The organism is Rhizobium leguminosarum (genome assembly GCF_004123835.1).
In the GTDB taxonomy this organism is placed as follows: Bacteria; Pseudomonadota; Alphaproteobacteria; order Rhizobiales; family Rhizobiaceae; genus Rhizobium; species Rhizobium leguminosarum_M.
In genome coordinates this window covers 40,750-60,127 of record NZ_MZMU01000015.1, presented here as the reverse complement: position 1 = coordinate 60,127, position 19,378 = coordinate 40,750, and the positions used below count along the sequence as shown (strand labels likewise).

Here is a 19,378-nt window from a genome sequence, read left to right as displayed (position 1 = left end):
CCGAGCGCTGTCAGGCAGCGCTCGGGACGATAAGCATCCTGTGATCGGAGGAGATGCGGACCGAGATCTCGTCATAGGATGAAAGCGTCGGGTGCGGCGTCTCCATCTTTTGGTGATGTGTTGTCGTGATGACCATGACATCGGCACCCGCCGCCTCGCCGGCGGTAATGCCGGCTGCGACATCCTCGAACACCAGGCAATCCTGGGTGCTGACGCCGAGGCGCTCGGCGCCCAGAATATAACATTGCGGGTCGGGTTTTCCGACCTTCACATCCTCCGCCGTCACCATGAATTTCGGCACCGGCAAGCCTGCGGCCTCCAGCCGTCGGTGAGCAAGGCGCAACGGCGAGGAGGTGACGATCGCCCAGCGATCCGGGGGCAGTGAACTCAGAAAGGTCGCCGCGCCGGGAATAGCAACGACGTCGCTGACATCGGCGATTTCGGCCTCGGTCACCAGCTTCGATTCATGTTCGGGATCGACTCCCGGCAGGTTCAGCCGGGTGATCGTGTCAATGCCGCGCGATCCATGCATCTTCGGTAAAAAGGTGGCGACATCGAGCCCGTGACGCCTTGCCCAGTCGCTCCATACACGCTCGGCCGCACGGATCGAATTGAGGATGGTGCCGTCCATATCGAACAGGAAGGCGGCATAGGGCTTCTCGAAGCCGCGGGGCATCGGCATAGACAAAAGGCTGATCCTTCAGGGAAAGAGTCGGACGGTGGTCGCTATCGCGATGAAACGGCAAATCATTGGATTTTGCAAGCTTTCGGGAATGGCGGTGACGCCTCCCGACCGCCTTCACCTAAAAAGCCGCAGTACCGGAGGTGACGATCAAGTCGCAGGAAAGCCGGAGGCCGATCGGGTCGTGGCAGAGGTCATCGGCACCATCGGCGAGTTCCAGTGCGGCCGAAGCATCGGCGCGCAGGTAGGCCTGCGTAGCCGGATCGACGCGCATCGGATCGGCGGTCCAGAGTGAGGGACGGCTGACGTCGATTGCGGAAATTTTAGCCTTGTCATTCCTGACGGCGTAGGAGGCGACCGCCATGCCACTCATCGTCAAGGTGAGTGCAAGTGCGATCTGGAGACCGAGATCTGCGGCTTCGCGAAAGGAGATGAACATAGCGGCCTCATGCCACGGTTTTTTAGTATCTCCGCATGCAAGTAGGGCATGCGCCGGCGCCGATCCAGCGACATCGCCCGTTAAGGTTTACGCATAACCATGCCGGGTATGCGGCGAGGCTTGAATGCAGGTTTTCGGCAAATTTCGGAACAATGATTCCATCAGGCGGTCACCGGCAAAGGACGCGGAATTGTAGCTGAAGGGCACGCTCCGTCAGGCGTCCGGCGTGTCCGCCTGAAGTCAGCGTCCGGCCGCCCCGCCCGGTTGCGGACGCGGCGGAATGGCATGGCAGCGCCGCACGCGCCGCGCAACGGACCCTGTAACATTTTGAACTGCTAAATCTGTTCCGATTTCAGGAATTATGCGGTAGCTTTCGATGTAATGGCCGGGGGGCGGCCGCGCATATCAGCACGGGTGCGTCGTCCTTCCCAACCGGCAAGAAAATGCTGGAGGAGAAGAGATGAGCAAGGCGCAGGATTGGAACCTGCTGGCTCGTGACGCGGTGACGCTGACGGCCGAAAACATGTCCCGCATGGCGAAGGGGCTGCCCTTCAAGGCAAAGCTGGCGCTGCGCGGACTTCTGCGCATGCAGCACGGTTCGCTTGCCGTCACCCTCCCCGACGGCCGCAGGCTGCTGATCGAGGGCAAGCAGCCCGGGCCGAAGGCGGCGCTCAGCCTCAACAATTGGAACCTTGCCTATCGGGCGCTGACGAGCGGCACGATCGGGGTCGCCGAAACCTATATGGACGGCGATTGGGACAGCCCGGACATCGCCGCCTTCCTCGAACTCTTCCTCGTCAACGGCGAGGCCGCGTACAGCTATGCGCATGGCAAGGGCGGTCTTGGCCGCCTGTTCGAGCGCGTCCGGCATTGGATGAACACCAACACCAAGACCGGCTCGAAGCGCAACATTTCCGCCCATTACGATCTCGGCAACGATTTCTACAGGGAATGGCTCGATCCGAGCATGACCTATTCTTCTGCACTCTATTCGACCGGCGCCAACGATCTGCAATCGGCCCAGAATGCCAAATACCGGGCGCTTGCCGAGGCGACCGGCATCGAGCCCGGCGACCACGTGCTGGAGATCGGCTGCGGCTGGGGCGGTTTTGCTGAATTCGCGGCAAGCGAGCTGAACTGCAAGGTGACGGGGCTGACGATCAGCCGCGAGCAGCTCGCCTTTGCCGAGGAGCGCATCCACAAGGCCGGCCTCGACGACCGCGTGGAATTCCGCTTCCAGGATTACCGCGATGAAGCAGGGCTCTACGACCGGATCGTCTCGATCGAGATGTTCGAAGCGGTCGGCGAGAAATACTGGCCGTCCTATTTCTCCAAGCTCAGGCAATGTCTGAAGCCGGGCGGCAAGGCCGGCCTGCAGATCATCACGATCAAGGACGAGTCCTTCGACCAGTATCGCAGCAACCCTGACTTCATCCAGAAATATGTCTTTCCCGGCGGCATGCTGCCGACGCGCAACCATCTGGCCGAACTCGCCGGCAAGGTCGATCTGTCGCTGGTCAAGGACTTCGGCTTCGGGCTCGACTACGCCCGCACGCTCGCCGAATGGCGCGAGCGTTTCTGGTCGGTCTGGGAACGCATCCGCCCGATGGGCTTCGACGAACGTTTCAAGCGGCTATGGGAATTCTATCTGTTCTATTGCGAGGCCGGCTTCCGTGCCCGCAATATCGATGTGCGCCAGGTCGTGTTCTCGCGCCGTTGATCATTCCGCCGCATGCGGTGTCACCGGGTGGCGACCAGCCGATGGCGGCCGCTCCCGCCAGCCGGTCACGCGGTTCACCAGCGTGAAATAAAGGCTATAGGGGAGCAGGCGCGCGAGCTTCAGCATGGTGGTGAAGCGCTTCGGAAACGTGATCTCGAAGGCCTGCGATTTCAGCCCGGCGGCAATCTCCCGGGCGGCCTCCTCCACCGATACCAGAGCCGGCATCGGAAAGCCATTCTTCCTCGTTGCCGGCGTATCGACGAAGCCCGGGCAGACGAGCTGGATGCGGATGCCCATCTTGTCGAGATCGAATTTCAGGCTTTCGGCCATATTGATCAGTGCCGCCTTGGTAGCGCCATAGGCAGCCCCAGTCGGCAGGCCGCCATAGCCGGTGACGGAGGAAACGATGGCGATCTGTCCCTGCGCTTTCGCCTTCATATGGCGGATCGCCGGCAGCAGACAGTTGACGACGCCAGAGAGGTTCACGGCAAAGCTCTTCTCGAAATCGGTGCGGTTCAGATCCTCGGCATGAACAGGCAGGTAGACGCCGGCATTGAGGATCGCCATGGCGAGCGTGCCGTGCTCATATTCAATAGAGGCCATGACATGTTCCATGTCCTCGGCATCGGTAACGTCGCCGTCGAGCACAATGATACGGCCCGAGAGGCCATTGGCTTCGGCCTGCAGTTCGACCAGCTTTTCGTGGCTTCTGGCGGTGACGGCGACCTTGTATCCTTCGCCGGCGAGCCTCAGCGCAAGCGCCCGGCCGATGCCTGAACTCGCACCCGAAATCCAGACGATTCCATGTTCGGGATGGGCAATGAAATCACGCATGACATGTTCCTCCGGGCTGCCTGATCAATGCGAAAACAGGTCCGGAAGTTCCTCAACCCCTCCGGATTTACGGCTCTATCACACTATTGTGGCTGCTTTCAGCCGATCAGGTCGCCGATCATCTGGCGGAAGGATCCGGTGAGCTTGACCGGTCCGTCCGAGACGGCAAAGGCGATGCAAGGCCGGTCCTTTTCGGCGACCGGCCGGTGGTCGACCGTCTCGTCGGCAATGGAGATGTCGCCGGGGCCGAAACGGCCGCGTTCATCGTTGAAGGCGCCGTCGAGAATGAGGATCAGTTCCATGCCTTTGTGGGTGTGCGCCGGCAAGGCACGGCCAGGCCGGATCCACATCAGGCTGACCTCGCAGCCGTCCATGTCGAGCGAGTATTCCTTGAAACCGGGCAACCGCCGGCGCCAGGGCACATCCTCGGCTTCGAAGCCCAAGAGGGCGCGCAATGCTTGCGGAAACAGCGCGTTTTCCGGTCGCTCGACCGTCCGTGGCACCGGGACGGGAGACGCAGAGGAAAAGATCGCCGCAAGCCGCCCGTCGCGATCGGCAATGGCGACTTCAGGCGCGCTTTCCAGAGCTTCGCCTGCCAGCAGCTCGAGGCTGTTCACCAGGCTGCGATTGTCCGGTTTCATTTCGAGATGAGACTGCACCAGCACACGCGCCGGCTCGGGCAAGGAGCCGGCAACATAATGCGCCATCAATGCATCGATCGTGTCGATCTGCTCGTGAACCATGTCGGTTTCGGTCACGCCCTGTAGCCGCGCTCCGTTTTCGCTTTGTCGTCATCCGTACGGGGAAAGTCAATCTTCGGATCACCCCTCACCCGACGGGATTGCGGGCCATGCACCATTTCAGGGAGAGGAAAGCAAATTTTGTCGTGTCCGACGGAGGCGTGGAATAGCATTTCTTGCCAACTCAGCCTTGTGAAGGGAAAAGACCGTTCCTAAAGTAAGAGTTCGAATAGAGGCAGATTCCATGACCTTCCACCCCTCCGTCCTCGAAGCCATCGGCAACACGCCCCTGATCAAACTCAAGGGCGCCTCAGAGATGACCGGCTGCACCATTCTCGGCAAGGCGGAGTTCCTGAACCCCGGCCAGTCGGTCAAGGATCGCGCCGCGCTCTACATCATCCGCGACGCAGAGCGGAAGGGATTGCTTCGGCCGGGCGGCGTCATCGTCGAGGGAACGGCCGGCAATACCGGCATCGGGCTGACGCTGGTCGCCAAGGCGCTCGGTTATCGTACCGTCATCGTCATCCCGGAAACGCAGAGCCAGGAAAAGAAGGACGCGCTGAAGCTGCTCGGCGCCGAACTCGTCGAAGTGCCCGCCGTTCCCTACAAGAACCCGAACAATTACGTGAAGGTATCCGGGCGGCTGGCAGAGCAGCTGGCGAAGACCGAGCCGAACGGGGCGATCTGGGCAAACCAGTTCGATAACGTCGCCAACCGCCAGGCGCATGTCGAAACGACGGCAAAAGAAATCTGGAAAGACACCGACGGCAAGGTCGATGGCTTCATTTGCTCGGTCGGCTCCGGCGGCACGCTGGCAGGTGTCGCCGCCGGCCTCAAGGCTTTCAAGGCAGACGTCAAGATCGGCATCGCCGATCCCGATGGCGCCGCACTCTATGAATTCTACCAGAACGGCGCGCTGAAATCCGAGGGATCCTCGATCACCGAGGGCATCGGCCAGGGCCGCGTCACCGCCAATCTCGAGGGTTTCACGCCTGACTATGCCTATCGGATCTCGGATGCCGAAGCGCTGCCTTATCTCTTCGACCTCGTCGAGAACGAGGGCCTCTGCCTCGGCGGCTCGACAGCGATCAACATTGCCGGCGCGGTCAATCTCGCCCGGGATCTCGGGCCTGGTCACACGGTGGTGACGATCCTCTGCGATTACGGCAACCGCTATCAGTCTAAGCTCTTCAACCCGGATTTCCTGACGTCGAAGGGGCTGCCCGTTCCGGGCTGGATGGCCAAGTCGCCCGATATCCGCGTTCCCTACGAGCCTGTGTGAGACGCCATGCCCGTCAATGCCCTTTATCGTGACGACTTCTATCTCTCGACGTGCGAGGCGGTCGTCACCGCCGTTCACGAAGACGGGGGCATCGAACTGGACCAGACCTGCTTCTATGCCACATCAGGCGGCCAGCCCGGAGACACCGGAGAGCTCGAGCGCGCTGACGGCAGCAAGATCGCGCTCGGCCAGACGAAACATGGTCCGAGCAAGGATGTCATCATCCACGTGCCGCTCGAAGGTGCGCCGCGGCCCGTGGTCGGCGAGAACTTGGTGCTGCATGTCGACTGGCCGCGCCGCTACAGGCTGATGCGCATGCACACGGCCTGCCACTTGCTTTCCGTCGTCTGCTCCTATCCGATCACCGGGGCTGCCGTCGGCGAGGAGGAAAGCCGCGTCGACTTCGACATGATCGAGACGATCGACAAGGACGAAGTGACCGTCAAGCTGATGGAACTCGTCGGCCAGAACCATCCGGTCACCCTGCAATGGATCACCGATGAGGAACTTGCGGCCAATCCCGACATCGTCAAATCGAAGAACGTCCGCCCGCCGATGGGGCTCGGGCGCGTCAGCCTCGTCTGCATCGGCGAGAACTCCTCGATTGACAGCCAGCCCTGCGGCGGCACACATGTCTCCGAGACCCAGGAAGTCGGGCAGATCCATATCGCCAAGATCGAGAAGAAGGGCAAGGAAAACCGCCGCTTCCGCATCCGCTTCGGCACGCCCGGCGACGAAGCCTGACCATCAAGGGAGACCATCATGAGTGAGACCAAGAGCCGTTTCGTCGTTTCGGCCGACTGGCTGCAGTCCGAGCTCGGGAAAGCTGACCTGCGGGTGCTGGACGCCTCCTTCTATCTGCCGGCGCAGAAGCGCGATGCCGATGCTGAATATGCGGCCGGCCATATTCCCGGCGCCATCCGCTTCGACCAGGACAAGATCGCCGACCACTCGACGTCGCTGCCGCATACGATCCCATCGCCCGACTATTTCGCTGCCGAAGTCGGCCGGCTCGGCATCAGCGAGAATGATCGGATCGTCGTCTATGACGGCATCGGCCTGTTCGCCTCGCCGCGCGTCTGGTGGCTGTTCCGGGTGATGGGGGCGAAAAATGTCTTCGTGCTCGATGGCGGTCTCGACGGCTGGAAGGCCGAGGGCCGTCCGCTTGAAACCGAAGCGCCCAATCCTGCGCCGGCGACCTTCACGCCGAATTTCGACGAGAGCCGCGTGGTGACGCTCGATACGATGCGCGACATCGTCTCCAGCGGTGCGATGCAGATTGCCGATGCCCGCAGCGCCGGCCGCTTTGCCGCCGTCGAGCCGGAGCCGCGCGCCGGCATGCGTTCCGGCCATATGCCGGGCGCCTGCAGCCTGCCCTCTGGCGTCTTCGCCAGCCAGGGCCGTTTCAAGTCGCTGCCCGAACTCAGGCAGACGATCGAGGATGCAGGCATCGATCTTTCAAAGCCTGTCGTCACCTCCTGCGGTTCGGGAATCACCGCCGCGATCATCACGCTGGCGCTGGAATCGCTCGGTCATCACGACAACAAGCTTTATGACGGCTCGTGGAGCGAATGGGGCAGCCGTGACGATACACCCATCGTCACCGGTCCGCCGACGCCGGTCAAAGTCTGATCGCCATGGGAAAGGCACCCGCTTCGCTGAAAGCTCACATCACCCGGCTCGAAATGACGGCGCCGCCAAAGGCAAGCATGCCGGTGCCTGTCAATATCCAGACGGCGATCATGCGCGCTCCCGAGATCCCATTGCCCTTCTACCGCTATCTCTACCGGCAGGTCGGCGCGCGCTGGCAATGGGTGGACCGGTTGCGCATGAGCGACGAGCAGCTTGCCGAGACTCTGAACGACAAGCGCAACAATATCAGCGTTCTCTATGTGAACGGGGCGCCCGCCGGCTTCTACGAATATTTCTGCGAAGACGAGGATATGATCGAGCTCAGCCATTTCGGCCTGATCGAACATGCGCTCGGTCTCGGCATCGGCAAATGGTTCCTGCTGCAGGCGCTCTATGCCATCTGGTCGCTCAATCCGAAGCGGGTCACCACCACCACCAACAACCTCGACCATCCGCGTGCGCTGCAGCTCTACCAAATGTACGGCTTCTCCCCGGTTTCGACCGGCACCGGCATCGTCCGGCCGCTCAGCGACAAGGAGCTTCTGGAGATTGTGCGGAAAAGCTGACGGATGCCTTCCTGACGTAGGCAGAGCTGGTTAACGCTGCGTCAGGCTGTTCGGGCGGCGCGGGTCGTTGCGGCGCTCGAAGTCGAGCGTGCGGCCCGACTGTTCCTTCAGTTCCGCCACCTCCCGCCGCAGAGCCCTGAGCTCTTCCAGTATTTCTGCGTTCTGTTGCGCCAGCAGCGCGAGATCGATGTCGGGCATGGGCTTTTTCCTTTTCGTCATGCAGTTTTGCGGAATCCGATAGCAAATGCCAGCCATGTCGGCTTGGCCCAAAGCTGACATTCACGCTGAGCGGAAATCACCAATAACGCACGGGGGACTGTCGCCGTACCGGCGGCCGGTGATCAGCCATGCGCGCGAATCGAATTGAATTCCGTGGGGTGTCTGGTGCGCCTCCAGCATGTCGAGCAGCCGCGCTCGTATTTGGGCTGTCGTGGCGGGACGATCGAGGGCGCTCTTCACATTTTCAAATGTCTGAATCGTCGCCAATGCAGTCTCGGGATCCTGACCGTAGAACACAGGCTCGTTGATTTCACGAAACTCGATGGCAGTGAACCCTGCCGTTTCGAGCAGTCCAGACGTTACCAAGGGTTCGCTCAGCGAAAAGGCTTTGCTGGCCGCAACCGGACCGGTTGAATCCGGATCAAGCGCTTTATGTATAGCGGTCGCCCACTCATTGTGGTCTCTGCCCTGCCAGACCATGAAAATGAAACGTCCACCCGGGCGTACGGCGTTGGCGATATTGGCGAAAGCCACCGCCGGATCGGCGAAGAACATGACGCCAAATCGACTGATGCAAAGATCGAATTCCCCTTTTGCGAAGTGATAGTTCTGTGCATCCGCCACTTCGAACGTCGCATTGGGTAATCCCTCCTCGGCGCTGCGCCGGCGGGCAATCTCCAGCATCGTGACGGACAGGTCGATTCCGTGCGCCCGTCCTGCTTCCGCAGCGCGAGCGGCGTCACGTGTGGTTTGTCCGGCGCCGCAACCGACATCGAGCACACGATCAGACCGCCCGACCGCGGCGGCGACCCGAAAATGCGCGTTGTGGAGAGCAAGCTCGGCATCATAGAAGTCCGCGAAGTTCAATGCTGCTTCTTCGGCCATCACCTCTCCCTCCAAACCGAAATCGCGAGGGGTACCAGCCCCAAGCCGGCGCACCCTCTCAAAACCGAGCAGCGGCCCATACATGTGCCCCCATCGTGTATCACGGTATGAAGATGCCAAATATACCCGGCGCGGCAACGAGAGACACAATCGAACGACGACAGTCTACCGCGAGAAGCAAGCTGGTCCATGACAGGGCTCAGCCCGTTTGGGGCGACTTTTGGCGTACTCCGCAGTGTCTGAGGTTAAGAGGGGGTGGGAGCGTGCGCTTTGCGAAGAATCATATTCCGCGTTTCACTCGATCGCCCAATGCCTACGGCGTCGCAAGAATCGGGTGGCTTGCACACTCGTCCGGGTGCATTTCATGGCAATCACAAGGAGATTTGCCATGACCGCCATTCGTTTTGTGGCCATGCCGACCACTGAGGCCGAACATCTGTGGACTGGCGGCCGCGACGCTTATGACAGGCTGCCGGACACGATCGTTTCCGATGGTCCCGGCCACCCCTGCCGCCATTGCCTTCAGAATATCGATGCCAGCGAGGAGTTGCTAGTCTTCGCCTACCGGCCGTTCCCCGAGCTGCAGCCCTATGCCGAAACCGGCCCGGTCTTCCTGCACAAGCAGCCTTGTGCACGTTATGCCGCCGAAGAGATCATGCCGCCGGTGCTGACGACGAGCCGTGACTTCATCGTCCGCGGCTATAGCGAGAACGACCGCATCGTCTACGGCACCGGCGCGGTGACTGCTATCGGCGATATTCCAGCCTATGGAGAAGAGCTGCTGGGACGATCTGATATCGCCTATGTGCATGTGCGTTCCGCGCGCAACAACTGCTTCCAATGCCGGATCGACAAGGTAAAGGCGCCGGACCTGGCTGAGGCCGGCGCCTAACCTAGAGTCAGGTAGCTTACGCTACGTTCAGCACGCTCTCCGGCGCGAAGGCCTCGTAACCCAGCGCGTCGGCGACCGGCTTGTTGGTGATGCGGCCCTTGTGGACGTTGAGGCCGTTCCTCAGATGCTTGTCTTCGGCAATAGCGCGCAGACCGCGATCGGCAAGCGCCAGGCCATGAACCAATGTGGCATTGTTCAGCGCGTGCGCCGAGGTGACCGGTACGGCGCCCGGCATATTGGCGACGCAATAATGCACGACGCCGTCGACTTCATAGGTCGGATCGGAATGGGTCGTCGCATGCGAAGTCTCGAAGCAACCGCCCTGGTCGATGGCGACGTCGACGATGACGGAGCCCTTCTTCATGCCGGACAGCATCTCGCGGGTGACGAGCTTCGGAGCGGCAGCACCCGGGATCAGCACGGCGCCGATAATGAGATCGGCCGAGAAGACTTCCTCCTCCAGCGCCTGGATGCTGGAATAACGCGTGTGGATGCGGCCGGAGAAGATATCGTCGAGCTGGCGCAGGCGCGGCAGCGACTTGTCGAGGATACTGACATCGGCGCCAAGGCCTGCGGCCATCCTGGCCGCATGCAGGCCGACGACGCCGCCGCCGATGACCGCGACCTTGGCCGGCAACACGCCGGGCACGCCGCCGAGCAGGACGCCGAGGCCGCCATTGGCCTTCTGCAGGGCGGTCGCTCCTGCCTGGATCGACAGGCGGCCGGCGACCTCCGACATCGGCGCCAGCAACGGCAGACCGCCGCGCTCGTCGGTCACCGTCTCATAGGCGATCGCAGTAACGCCGGAGGCGAGCAAACCCTTGGTCTGTTCGGGATCCGGCGCCAGATGCAGATAGGTGTAGAGAAGCTGGCCGTCGCGGAGCTGTGCCCATTCGGCGGGCTGCGGCTCCTTCACCTTGACGATCATGTCGCACTTTTCGAAGATATCCTTGGCGGAGGCGGCGATTTTGGCACCGGCCGCGGCATAGGCGGCATCATCAGCGCCGATACCGACGCCCGCCTTGGTCTCCACCCAGACCTCGTGGCCGTGGGCGATATATTCGCGCACTGAAGCCGGCGTCAGGCCGACGCGATACTCATGATTCTTGATTTCCTTCGGGCAACCGACACGCATGCGCGTTCCTCTCATTTTATCTCCGCGGCCGCGGATCTTTTCGGATGAGGAATCCAACCATCAAGACAGTGAAATGTCCTTGCAAAGACGATTTGCGAAGACGCGATTTTTCGGTGATTATTGCGCTTCTTCTACCTTTCTTCGAAGGTTCTTCGAATGGCCGATCTCGATACCATCGATCTTGCGATTCTCCGGGCATTGCAGGCCAACGCCCGCATCACCAATGCCGAGCTTGCCGAAAGGATCGGATTGTCGCCTTCGGCCTGTTCGCGCCGGCTCGACATCTTGGAAAGAAGCGGCGTCATCGGCGGCTACCATGCGCGGCTTTCACACAAGGCGCTTGACTACAAGATGATCGCCATCGTGCATATCTCGCTCTCCGGCCAGTTCGCCAAGACGCTGGCGGAATTCGAGGCAGCGGTGAAGCTCTGCCCGAACGTGCTCGTCTGTTACCTGATGTCGGGCGAATACGACTATATCTTGCGCGTCGCCGCCCGCGACCTCGAGGACTATGAGCGCATCCACCGCGACTGGCTGTCGGCCCTGCCCCACGTCGTCAAGATCAATTCGAGCTTCGCGCTCAGAGAAATCATCGACAAGCCGAATGTCGGCCTTTGAGGCCTTGCATCTTAGCCGAAAGCCTGCCCAGACTTTCGGTGCGCGCAGGCGTTTCCCCACTACAGCGCCGCGCGTCTTTTCAGACGCGCAGCGCTGTAACACTTTGGACTTCTGCATAATTTCACCCTTAAATCGGAACCGATTTAAGGGTGAAATTATGCAGTAATGGCAAGTCATGACATCGAAGACCCAAGGCTATATTTTCGCGCTGCTGGCGATCACCATCTTCTCCCTGCAGGATGCCGTCTCGAAACATCTGGCGACGGCCTATCCGCCAATCTTCGTGACGATGATCCGCTACTGGGCCTTTGCGCTTTTCACGATCATCCTCGCTTCGAAGATGCGCGGCGGCATCAAGGCGACGGCCCGCACCAAACGCCCTCTCCTGCAGGTGACCCGCGGCGTGCTGCTTGCGGTCCAGGTGGTACTGGCGATCACCTGCTTTGCAATGATCGGCCTTGCCCGTTCACAGGCGATCTTTTCCGCGACGCCGATCTTGATCGCGCTGCTGGCGATGCCGATCCTCGGCGAGCGGGTCGGGTGGCGGCGGTGGGCAGCGATCGGCGCCGGACTTTTCGGGGTGCTGCTGATCCTCAAGCCGGAAGGCGAATTTTTCGACGTGAAGCTGCTTCTCGCCGTCATTTCCTGCTTCAACTTCGCCTTCTACGTCATCGCCACCCGTCTGGTCAGCCGCGAGGATTCATCGATGACCAGCTTTTTCTATACCGGCGTCGTCGGCGGCGTCACGATGACGCTCATCGGACCGTTCTACTGGAGCTGGATGTCGCCGGGTGACTGGGGTTGGATGGCGCTCGTCTGCGTCACCAGCATTTCCAGCCATTATTTCCTGATCCGCGCCTATGATATTCTCGATGCCGCCGCCGTGCAGCCGCTGACCTATCTGTCACTTGTCTACGCCTCTATCATCGGCATGGCGGTCTATGACGAAACGCTCAGTCTCAACACGATCATCGGTTCGATCATCGTGGTTGCCGCCGGGATCTTCACGGTCTGGCGGGAGCATGTGGTCGGAAGCAGGGCCGCTGCTGCCAATTGATGTTTCACTGCAATTTTAGCTAAGCCCCTAAAACCATTTCAATTTTCCGGCGCTATGCTCCTTCGCTATATACCAAGGGAGACAGTATGACCCGCAACTTGAAAATCACGGCCCGGAAGACCGATCGGAAACACTGCCGCGTTTTCGGCCATGTCAAATACGTGAACAGCCAGGTGGATGCCCGCATCCTCGACCTATCGCTGACCGGTGCCGCCCTGGAGATGAAGGGGCCGCTCCATGCCGCTTCCGGCAGCAAGGTGCGCATCGAGGCCGAAAACCTCGGGCTGCTCGAAGGCATCATCCGCTGGAAGCATAATGGCCGCGTCGGCATCCAGTTCGACGTGAATTCGAATGCGCGGGCGCAGATCTCCTCCTATTTCCGCTTTTTCCATAAGGAGGTACGGCCGGTGCTGGCGGTACGCCAACTGGCCAAAGCCGGCGCCAATAGCGACCGGACACCTCATTTGGCAACGTCGACGCTGAAATCGTAAGGCTGCACGGCCTTTGCGCCGAATGACCGGCTGAGATCGTTCCAGTAGCTGCGGTTGACGTTGACGTCGAGGGTGACCGAGCCTTGCGTCTGCGGCAGCCTGGCGCCGAGGTCCCTGACGTTGACCGTGGCGGTATTGGCGTTGGCGCCGGACAGCAGGATCGTTTCCGTGCCAAGCGGCACGTTAACTGCGCCGGGCGCCTGGCTGCTGGAGAGCGGCTCGCTTGATATGATCTGGCCGTCTCCACCAAGGAACTTGATATCGCAGGTCTGGCATTCGCCCTGCGTCCATCCGGGATTGACCTTCAACTCGACCCGCGGCGGCAGCGAGCGAGTGCCGTCCTGAGCATGGGCGACGCCGACGATGCCGAACAGGCTGGCGGCCGAGCTGACCTCGATCGGCCTCGGGTTGGCTGCACTCCCCTGTGCAGCGGCCATGATCAGAGCCGGTGCGCCGATGCCAAGAAGAAGCGCCTTCTGCAACTGCTGTTCGCGATAGATCAGGGCGATAGCGCCGCCGATAATGAAGAAGACGACGATGGCGGCAAGCGCGCAGGCAACCGAGATCCAAGGGTTTGCCGTCGTCGTCAGCCATTTCTCCACATCGCCGCTGTAGAGCGCCTGCGCCTTGTCGACCAGACTGGGTGCGATGCCTCCGAAACCTCCGACCAAAGCGATAACGACCTTGTTCATAATCCCATCTCCCCAATGGTTCCAGCTGTTACCACTGTACCATAAATTGCATTTCACGACCATGCCGCTTTCCCGCTGGATTGTTTTGCCGTTCTGTCATTTTCACGGTGTACTCCTCGGCAAATCGTCCTAATTCTGACGGGCCGGACGATGCATGATCCCTATTAGGAGAATTTCCATGTCTTCCATTTTCAATGTTGGCGCGATGAGCCGCCGTTCCCTGCTCGGCGGCCTCGCCGCCACTTCCGCCCTGGTGCTGCTGCACCCTTTCAGCGCGCGCGCCAGCGCCAACCAGGCGCATCTGAGGCTGATGGAAACGACCGACATTCACGTCAACGTCTTCCCCTATGACTATTATGCCGACAAGCCGAACGACACGATGGGCCTGTCGCGCACCGGGACGATCATCGACGCGATCCGCGCAGAGGCTGTCAATTCGCTGCTGATAGACAATGGCGACGTGCTGCAGGGCAATCCGATGGGCGATTACATGGCCTATCAGCACGGCATGAAGGACGGCGACGTCCATCCGGTGATCAAGGCGATGAACACGCTCGGCTATACGGTCGGCACGCTCGGCAATCACGAGTTCAACTACGGCCTCGACTTCATGTTCAAGGTCCTAGCAGGCGCAAACTTCCCCTTCGTCTGCGCCAACCTGACCAAGGGCCAGCTTGCCTCGGACCCGAAGCAGGACGATCTCTTCTTCAAGCCCTACATCATCGTCGAAAAGCAGATCAAGGACGGCGCCGGCAATGAGAGCCCGGTCAAGGTCGGCTTCATCGGCTTCGTGCCGCCGCAGATCATGCTCTGGGACATCAAGAACCTCGAAGGCAAGGCGCAGACGCGCGACATCGTCGAGGCCGCCAAGGCCTGGGTTCCAGCCATGAAGGAAGCCGGCGCCGATATCGTCATTGCGCTCTCGCATTCCGGCATCGACGGCAGCGCACCGTCCGAAAAGATGGAGAACGCCTCACTGCATCTCGCCGCCGTCGACGGGATCGACGCGATCTTCACCGGCCACCAGCATCTCGTCTTCCCCGGCCCGAAAAGCTGGGACGGTGTGGCCAATGCCGATCCCGTCAAGGGCACGCTGCACGGCAAACCCGCCGTGATGGCCGGCTTCTGGGGCTCGCATCTCGGCCTTATCGACCTGCTGCTCGAAAAGGACGGCAATAGCTGGAAGATCGTCGATTTCACCTCGGAAGCACGGCCGATCTTCCATCGCGACGACAAGAAGAAGGTGGTTGCCGACTTCGCCGACAAGAAGGAGGTGGTCGAGGCCGCCAAGGCCGAGCACGAGGCGACGCTTGCCTATGTCCGCACCCCGGTCGGCAAGACCTCCGCACCGCTCTATTCCTATTTCGCACTGGTCGCCGACGATCCCTCGGTGCAGGTCGTCAGCCAAGCCCAGACCTGGTACATCAAGCAGATGCTCGCCGACACCGAATTCAAGGACCTGCCGGTGCTTTCAGCGGCTGCCCCCTTCAAGGCCGGCGGTCGCGGCGGCGCCGACTACTATACCGATGTTCCGGCCGGCGATATCGCCATCAAGAACGTCGCCGACCTCTATCTCTACCCGAATACGGTGCAGGCTGTCGCCATTACCGGCGCCCAGGTGAAGAATTGGCTCGAAATGTCGGCCGGCATGTTCAATCACATCGAGGCCGGCTCGAAGGATGCGGCGCTGCTCAACAACGATTTTCCGTCCTACAATTTCGACGTGATCGACGGCGTCACCTACCAGATCGACCTGTCGCAGCCGCCGAAATATGATTCATCCGGCAAGCCAATCAATCCGGACGCCAACCGCATCCAGAACCTCGCCTTCAATGGCAAGCCGATCGATCCGGCCCAGAAGTTCGTCGTCGTCTCGAACAACTACCGCGCAGGCGGCGGCGGCAATTTCCCTGAAATCACCGCGGACAAGGTGATCTTCCAGGCGCCGGATACCAACCGCGACGTCATCGTCCGCTATGTCCATGATCAAGGCACGATCAATCCGTCTGCCGACGCCAACTGGACCTTCAAGCCGCTCCCGGGCACGACTGCGACCTTCGAAAGCGGCCCGAAGGCAAAACAGTTCCTCGCCGAGGTCAAGAGCGTCAAGATCGAGGATGCCGGCGAAGGGGCCGACGGTTTCTCGAAATTCAGGCTGGTTCTTTAGGCGGAGGACAATATCAGCGAAGGCGCGGCACCCGCGCCTTCGTCATTCGGCTGCGAGCGGCGTACCAGTTTCCTGGAGTTCCGCTATCTGAGCATGGAAATCGGCTTGGCTCGGGCAGGCGGAAAGCCGCGTGCGGAACGCGTCGATCATCCAGGTGGCGGCAGGTCCGGGCGGGTTGGCGAGCTGACGGACCGAATATATGGGATACTCCCCCTGTTCGTAGGCATCCAGATCGAGATGAACGAGCCTGCCGCTCGTCAGATCGTCATGAATCACGGAAGCCGGGAGGCCGCCCCAGCCAAGGCCGGCCCTGATGAGCTGATGCTTCGTCGCAATATCGCTAACACGCCATGTCTTGTAGGACAGCACGTTGAAATCGCGCCCCTTTGTCCGTCCCGATGCATCGGTGACGACGAGCTGCACTTCCTCGCGCACGTCGCCGAGCGTCAGCGGCCGGCCGATTCCGGCAAGCGGGTGGTTATGCGCGGCAACCGGCAACATGAAGGAATGACCGATGCGCTCCGTGACAATCGAATCGTCCTGCTTGACGACCGCGCCGCCAATCCCGATCGTCGCCTTGCCGCTGAGGACGAGATCCATGACCATTCCGAGCTCACCGACATTGAGGCTTAACGAAACGGATGGAAACATCTCCCGGAATTCGCGGAGAACGTCCACCAGGGCTCGTGAAGGCACCATGACACTGATGGCGACGGAGACCTCCGCTTCGAGCCCTTCCCTCAGGCTCTTGACGCGCGCCCGCATGACCTGCAGGTCGCCCAGAATGCGCCGCGCATCCTCCAGCATCGCCTTGCCCGCCTCCGTCAGCTTCGGCTGACGCGCGCCGGAACGCTCGAAAAGCGGCACTTCGAGCTGCGCCTCCAGATTGGCGATCGTATAGCTCACGACCGACTGTGCACGGTTCAACACCCGCGAAGCGGCCGAGAAGCTGCCGGTCTCGGCAACGGTCAGAAACACCTGCAATTGGTCCAGAGTGGGGTTCGGCAGCATCTTCTATCCATTCCATCGATAGTTTCGATCGACATTATCACCGTTTTTTCGATAGCAGGCCAGACCTATTTTCCTGATCGAGACTGCGGCTCACCTCCCAGCAACGGGCCGTCAAATTCCATTCGAAAGGAAATGCACCATGTCGTCCATCCTTCTTCTGACGTCCAGCCCGCGTGCCGAATCGCTCTCGACGCCGATCGCCGTCGATCTCGCCGAAAAGCTGAAGAGCCAGAATCCAGGCAGCGTCGTCGTTCGCCGCGACCTTGCCGCCAACCCGCTGCCGCACATCGATGACCTCTTCACCGGCGCAATCCGCAAGCCGGCCGAGGCCCGCACCGCTGAGGAAGCCGCAGCCGTCGAGACTTCCGACGAACTCGTCAACGAACTGCTCGCCGCCGACACGATCGTCATCAGCACCGGCCTCATCAACTTCAACATCTATTCGTCGCTGAAGACCTGGATCGACAACGTCGCCCGCGCCGGCCTGACCTTCAAGTACACGGAAAGCGGCCCGGTTGGCCTCGCAACCGGCAAGAAGGTCTATGTGGTGCTCGCCTCGGGTGGTATCTACTCGCAGGGACCGGCCGCCCCCTTGAACCATGCCGTGCCATACCTGAAGTCGGTTTTCGGTTTCCTCGGCATCAGCGATATCGAGACCATCTATGTCGAAGGCCTGGCCTTTGGTCCGGAAGCTGCCGAAAAGGCGATCGACGCTGCCAAGTCGCGCGTCCAGGAAATCGCGCTGGCGGCCTGATCGGCTCCTAAACGCTTCACGGAACGGCCGGCCTTTGCCGGCCGTTTTCATTTGTCGATATCGGCGACAAAATCCCGGACCGTCGCCAGGATTTCGGCCGAGAGTTCCTCATCGGACGAAATCCTGGCGAGGCCGACGCCGCCGGCCATCATCGCGAAGGCCATGATCGCCTTGCGCCGCCGTTCGCTATCGTCCATTCCCGCAGCCTTGCTCGCCAATGACGCGAAATTACGCCTGAGCCCGTCCGTCGCGATCCTCCGCGCCTTCTCGCCGCTGCGGGATAGATCGGAGGTCAGCGCGGCAAAAGGGCAGCCCTCACCGGGATTGTCGCGATGATAGGCGCTGACATAACGATCGGCGACATCGGCAGCCGTCATCTCCGCCGGGTTTATCCCCTCGGCCTCCAGCTTGCGTCCCCATGAATCAAAAGCGGACTGGATCGCCTCGGCAACCAGATCGTCACGGGAGGCGAAATGCTTGTAGAAGCCGCCGACGGTCAGTCCGGCCTCCTTCATCAGATCGGCGACGCCAATACCTTCGAGCCCCTCCTCGCGCAGCCGCTTCGACGCGATCACGACAATCTTCTCGTGCGTCTTCTGTTTCTCCAACTGCGAACGCCCCATCGGACATCTCCCCGGCACCAATCGAATGAGCATGATGTCGGCCGAAAACCGCTTACACTTTTCGGCATCATGCTCCCCTTGACTCATGTAGATTACCATCATAATCCTTATAGATAACGATCATAATCCAGATCGTTGCAAATTCCAAGAGGAGCATGAATCATGCGTCTAAGAAACAAGGTCGCCCTGATTACCGGCGGAAACAGCGGCATCGGTCTTGCGACCGCCAGGGTCTTCATCGACGAGGGTGCCAAGGTGGTGATCACCGGCCGCAACCCGGAAACGCTCGCGGCTGCTGAAAAGGCGCTCGGCGCCGGCGTGCTGGCGCTGAAGGTCGACGTCACCGATGCCGCCGCCACCGAGAAGGCCTTTGCGGAAGCTGCCGCAAAGGTCGGCAAGTTCGACATCGTCTTCGCCAATGCCGGCATCGGCGGCGCCACGCCGCTCGGCGAGACATCACCGGCGCAGTTCAACCAGATCATCAGCACCAATCTCACGGCGGTTTTCTTCACCGTGCAATCAGCCCTGCCGCATCTCAATGACGGCGCTTCGGTGATCCTCAACGGGTCGGTGCATGCGGTGCTCGGCGCTCCCGGCTGGTCGGCCTATGCGGCGACCAAGGCGGCAGTCCGGGCAATGACGCGCAATATGGCATCCGAGCTCGCGCCGCGCGGCATCCGCGTCAATCAGGTAACGCCCGGCGGCACCAAGACGCCGATCTGGTCGCCGATGGCCCAGACCGAAGACGCCATGTCGGCGCTCGAGGCCCGCATCGGCGGCATGAGCCCGCTCGGCCGCATGAGCGAAGCCGACGAAATCGCCAAGGCGGCGCTTTATCTGGCCTCGGATGATTCGGCCAATGTCACCGGCATCGAGATCACCGTCGACGGCGGCATGACGAGCGCGCCCTCCGGCGCCAAGATCTTCCGCGCTGCCTGA

The 19,378-nt window shown here is 61.1% G+C and carries 22 protein-coding genes; 12 read left to right on the top strand and 10 right to left on the bottom strand.

Going from position 1 to position 19,378, the window contains the following annotated elements:
- Positions 1 to 10: 10 nt before the first annotated feature.
- A complete protein-coding gene (locus tag B5P46_RS22460; protein WP_129420664.1) occupies positions 11 to 688 on the bottom strand; it encodes an HAD family hydrolase in 678 nt (225 codons plus the stop codon).
- A gap of 115 nt (positions 689 to 803) precedes the next feature.
- Positions 804 to 1,121: a hypothetical protein gene (locus tag B5P46_RS22455; protein WP_129420663.1), complete on the bottom strand. Its 318-nt coding sequence runs from the start codon at positions 1,119 to 1,121 to the stop codon at positions 804 to 806.
- Between the two features lie 460 nt (positions 1,122 to 1,581).
- Between B5P46_RS22455 and B5P46_RS22450 the strand changes: the two genes are divergently transcribed.
- Positions 1,582 to 2,841 carry an SAM-dependent methyltransferase gene (locus B5P46_RS22450; protein WP_129420662.1) on the top strand — a complete coding sequence of 420 codons (1,260 nt, stop codon included), beginning with the start codon at positions 1,582 to 1,584 and terminating at the stop codon, positions 2,839 to 2,841.
- On the opposite strand, the gene B5P46_RS22445 is transcribed toward B5P46_RS22450, so the two are convergent.
- Together B5P46_RS22445 and B5P46_RS22440 are read right to left on the bottom strand one after the other, a co-directional pair.
- On the bottom strand, positions 2,842 to 3,675 hold the full coding sequence (locus tag B5P46_RS22445; protein WP_129420661.1) for an SDR family NAD(P)-dependent oxidoreductase: 834 nt from the start codon (positions 3,673 to 3,675) through the stop codon (positions 2,842 to 2,844).
- A gap of 98 nt (positions 3,676 to 3,773) precedes the next feature.
- A complete protein-coding gene (locus B5P46_RS22440; RefSeq protein WP_206735387.1) occupies positions 3,774 to 4,433 on the bottom strand; it encodes a ChrR family anti-sigma-E factor in 660 nt (219 codons plus the stop codon).
- Positions 4,434 to 4,659: 226 nt separating this feature from the next.
- Here B5P46_RS22440 and B5P46_RS22435 point away from each other — a divergent pair, with 226 nt between their 5' ends.
- Genes B5P46_RS22435 through B5P46_RS22420 form a run of 4 tightly spaced genes read left to right on the top strand, consistent with a single transcriptional unit; the run spans position 4,660 to position 7,895 of the window.
- Positions 4,660 to 5,697 (top strand): cysteine synthase A, encoded by a 1,038-nt coding sequence (locus B5P46_RS22435; protein WP_129420660.1) that lies wholly within the window; start codon positions 4,660 to 4,662, stop codon positions 5,695 to 5,697.
- A gap of 6 nt (positions 5,698 to 5,703) precedes the next feature.
- Entirely contained in the window at positions 5,704 to 6,441 is a 738-nt protein-coding gene (locus tag B5P46_RS22430) for an alanyl-tRNA editing protein (protein ID WP_129420659.1), read from the top strand.
- Between the two features lie 18 nt (positions 6,442 to 6,459).
- Positions 6,460 to 7,329 carry a 3-mercaptopyruvate sulfurtransferase gene (sseA, locus tag B5P46_RS22425; RefSeq protein ID WP_129420658.1) on the top strand — a complete coding sequence of 290 codons (870 nt, stop codon included), beginning with the start codon at positions 6,460 to 6,462 and terminating at the stop codon, positions 7,327 to 7,329.
- 5 nt (positions 7,330 to 7,334) lie between these two features.
- On the top strand, positions 7,335 to 7,895 hold the full coding sequence (locus tag B5P46_RS22420; RefSeq protein WP_129420657.1) for a GNAT family N-acetyltransferase: 561 nt from the start codon (positions 7,335 to 7,337) through the stop codon (positions 7,893 to 7,895).
- 30 nt (positions 7,896 to 7,925) lie between these two features.
- Here B5P46_RS22420 and B5P46_RS22415 read toward each other — a convergent pair whose 3' ends face one another.
- The gene (locus B5P46_RS22415) at positions 7,926 to 8,093 is read right to left on the bottom strand and encodes a hypothetical protein (protein WP_003558735.1); all 168 of its coding nucleotides are present in this window, start codon (positions 8,091 to 8,093) and stop codon (positions 7,926 to 7,928) included.
- Between the two features lie 81 nt (positions 8,094 to 8,174).
- A complete protein-coding gene (locus tag B5P46_RS22410) occupies positions 8,175 to 9,002 on the bottom strand; it encodes a class I SAM-dependent methyltransferase (RefSeq protein WP_129420656.1) in 828 nt (275 codons plus the stop codon).
- Between the two features lie 385 nt (positions 9,003 to 9,387).
- Here B5P46_RS22410 and B5P46_RS22405 point away from each other — a divergent pair, with 385 nt between their 5' ends.
- On the top strand, positions 9,388 to 9,891 hold the full coding sequence (locus B5P46_RS22405) for a DUF1203 domain-containing protein (protein ID WP_129420655.1): 504 nt from the start codon (positions 9,388 to 9,390) through the stop codon (positions 9,889 to 9,891).
- A 16-nt stretch (positions 9,892 to 9,907) separates the two neighbouring features.
- Here the strand turns inward: B5P46_RS22405 and ald are convergent, their stop codons facing one another.
- Positions 9,908 to 11,026, bottom strand: coding sequence for an alanine dehydrogenase (ald, locus tag B5P46_RS22400; RefSeq protein ID WP_129420945.1), 1,119 nt, complete (start codon positions 11,024 to 11,026; stop codon positions 9,908 to 9,910).
- 156 nt (positions 11,027 to 11,182) lie between these two features.
- Between ald and B5P46_RS22395 the strand changes: the two genes are divergently transcribed.
- The 3 genes from B5P46_RS22395 (at position 11,183) to B5P46_RS22385 (ending at position 13,192) form a co-directional block, all read left to right on the top strand.
- Positions 11,183 to 11,644, top strand: a complete 462-nt coding sequence (locus tag B5P46_RS22395) for an Lrp/AsnC family transcriptional regulator (protein WP_003538804.1) — start codon at positions 11,183 to 11,185, stop codon at positions 11,642 to 11,644.
- A gap of 175 nt (positions 11,645 to 11,819) precedes the next feature.
- Entirely contained in the window at positions 11,820 to 12,701 is an 882-nt protein-coding gene (locus B5P46_RS22390) for a DMT family transporter (RefSeq protein ID WP_129420654.1), read from the top strand.
- 86 nt (positions 12,702 to 12,787) lie between these two features.
- Positions 12,788 to 13,192: a PilZ domain-containing protein gene (locus B5P46_RS22385; RefSeq protein WP_129420653.1), complete on the top strand. Its 405-nt coding sequence runs from the start codon at positions 12,788 to 12,790 to the stop codon at positions 13,190 to 13,192.
- Here the strand turns inward: B5P46_RS22385 and B5P46_RS22380 are convergent.
- Positions 13,162 to 13,884 carry a hypothetical protein gene (locus B5P46_RS22380; protein WP_003538796.1) on the bottom strand — a complete coding sequence of 241 codons (723 nt, stop codon included), beginning with the start codon at positions 13,882 to 13,884 and terminating at the stop codon, positions 13,162 to 13,164. The genes B5P46_RS22385 and B5P46_RS22380 overlap by 31 nt on opposite strands.
- A gap of 178 nt (positions 13,885 to 14,062) precedes the next feature.
- Between B5P46_RS22380 and B5P46_RS22375 the strand changes: the two genes are divergently transcribed.
- Complete coding sequence (locus B5P46_RS22375) at positions 14,063 to 16,051, top strand: bifunctional 2',3'-cyclic-nucleotide 2'-phosphodiesterase/3'-nucleotidase (RefSeq protein ID WP_129420652.1); 1,989 nt, start codon at positions 14,063 to 14,065, stop codon at positions 16,049 to 16,051.
- 42 nt (positions 16,052 to 16,093) lie between these two features.
- Here B5P46_RS22375 and B5P46_RS22370 read toward each other — a convergent pair whose 3' ends face one another.
- Complete coding sequence (locus B5P46_RS22370) at positions 16,094 to 17,062, bottom strand: LysR family transcriptional regulator (RefSeq protein WP_129420651.1); 969 nt, start codon at positions 17,060 to 17,062, stop codon at positions 16,094 to 16,096.
- A 139-nt stretch (positions 17,063 to 17,201) separates the two neighbouring features.
- Between B5P46_RS22370 and B5P46_RS22365 the strand changes: the two genes are divergently transcribed.
- The gene (locus B5P46_RS22365; RefSeq protein WP_129420650.1) at positions 17,202 to 17,816 is read left to right on the top strand and encodes an FMN-dependent NADH-azoreductase; all 615 of its coding nucleotides are present in this window, start codon (positions 17,202 to 17,204) and stop codon (positions 17,814 to 17,816) included.
- 47 nt (positions 17,817 to 17,863) lie between these two features.
- Here B5P46_RS22365 and B5P46_RS22360 read toward each other — a convergent pair whose 3' ends face one another.
- Entirely contained in the window at positions 17,864 to 18,439 is a 576-nt protein-coding gene (locus B5P46_RS22360) for a TetR/AcrR family transcriptional regulator (protein ID WP_129420649.1), read from the bottom strand.
- 162 nt (positions 18,440 to 18,601) lie between these two features.
- On the opposite strand from B5P46_RS22360, the gene B5P46_RS22355 reads away from it, so the two are divergent.
- A complete protein-coding gene (locus B5P46_RS22355) occupies positions 18,602 to 19,378 on the top strand; it encodes an SDR family oxidoreductase (RefSeq protein WP_129420648.1) in 777 nt (258 codons plus the stop codon).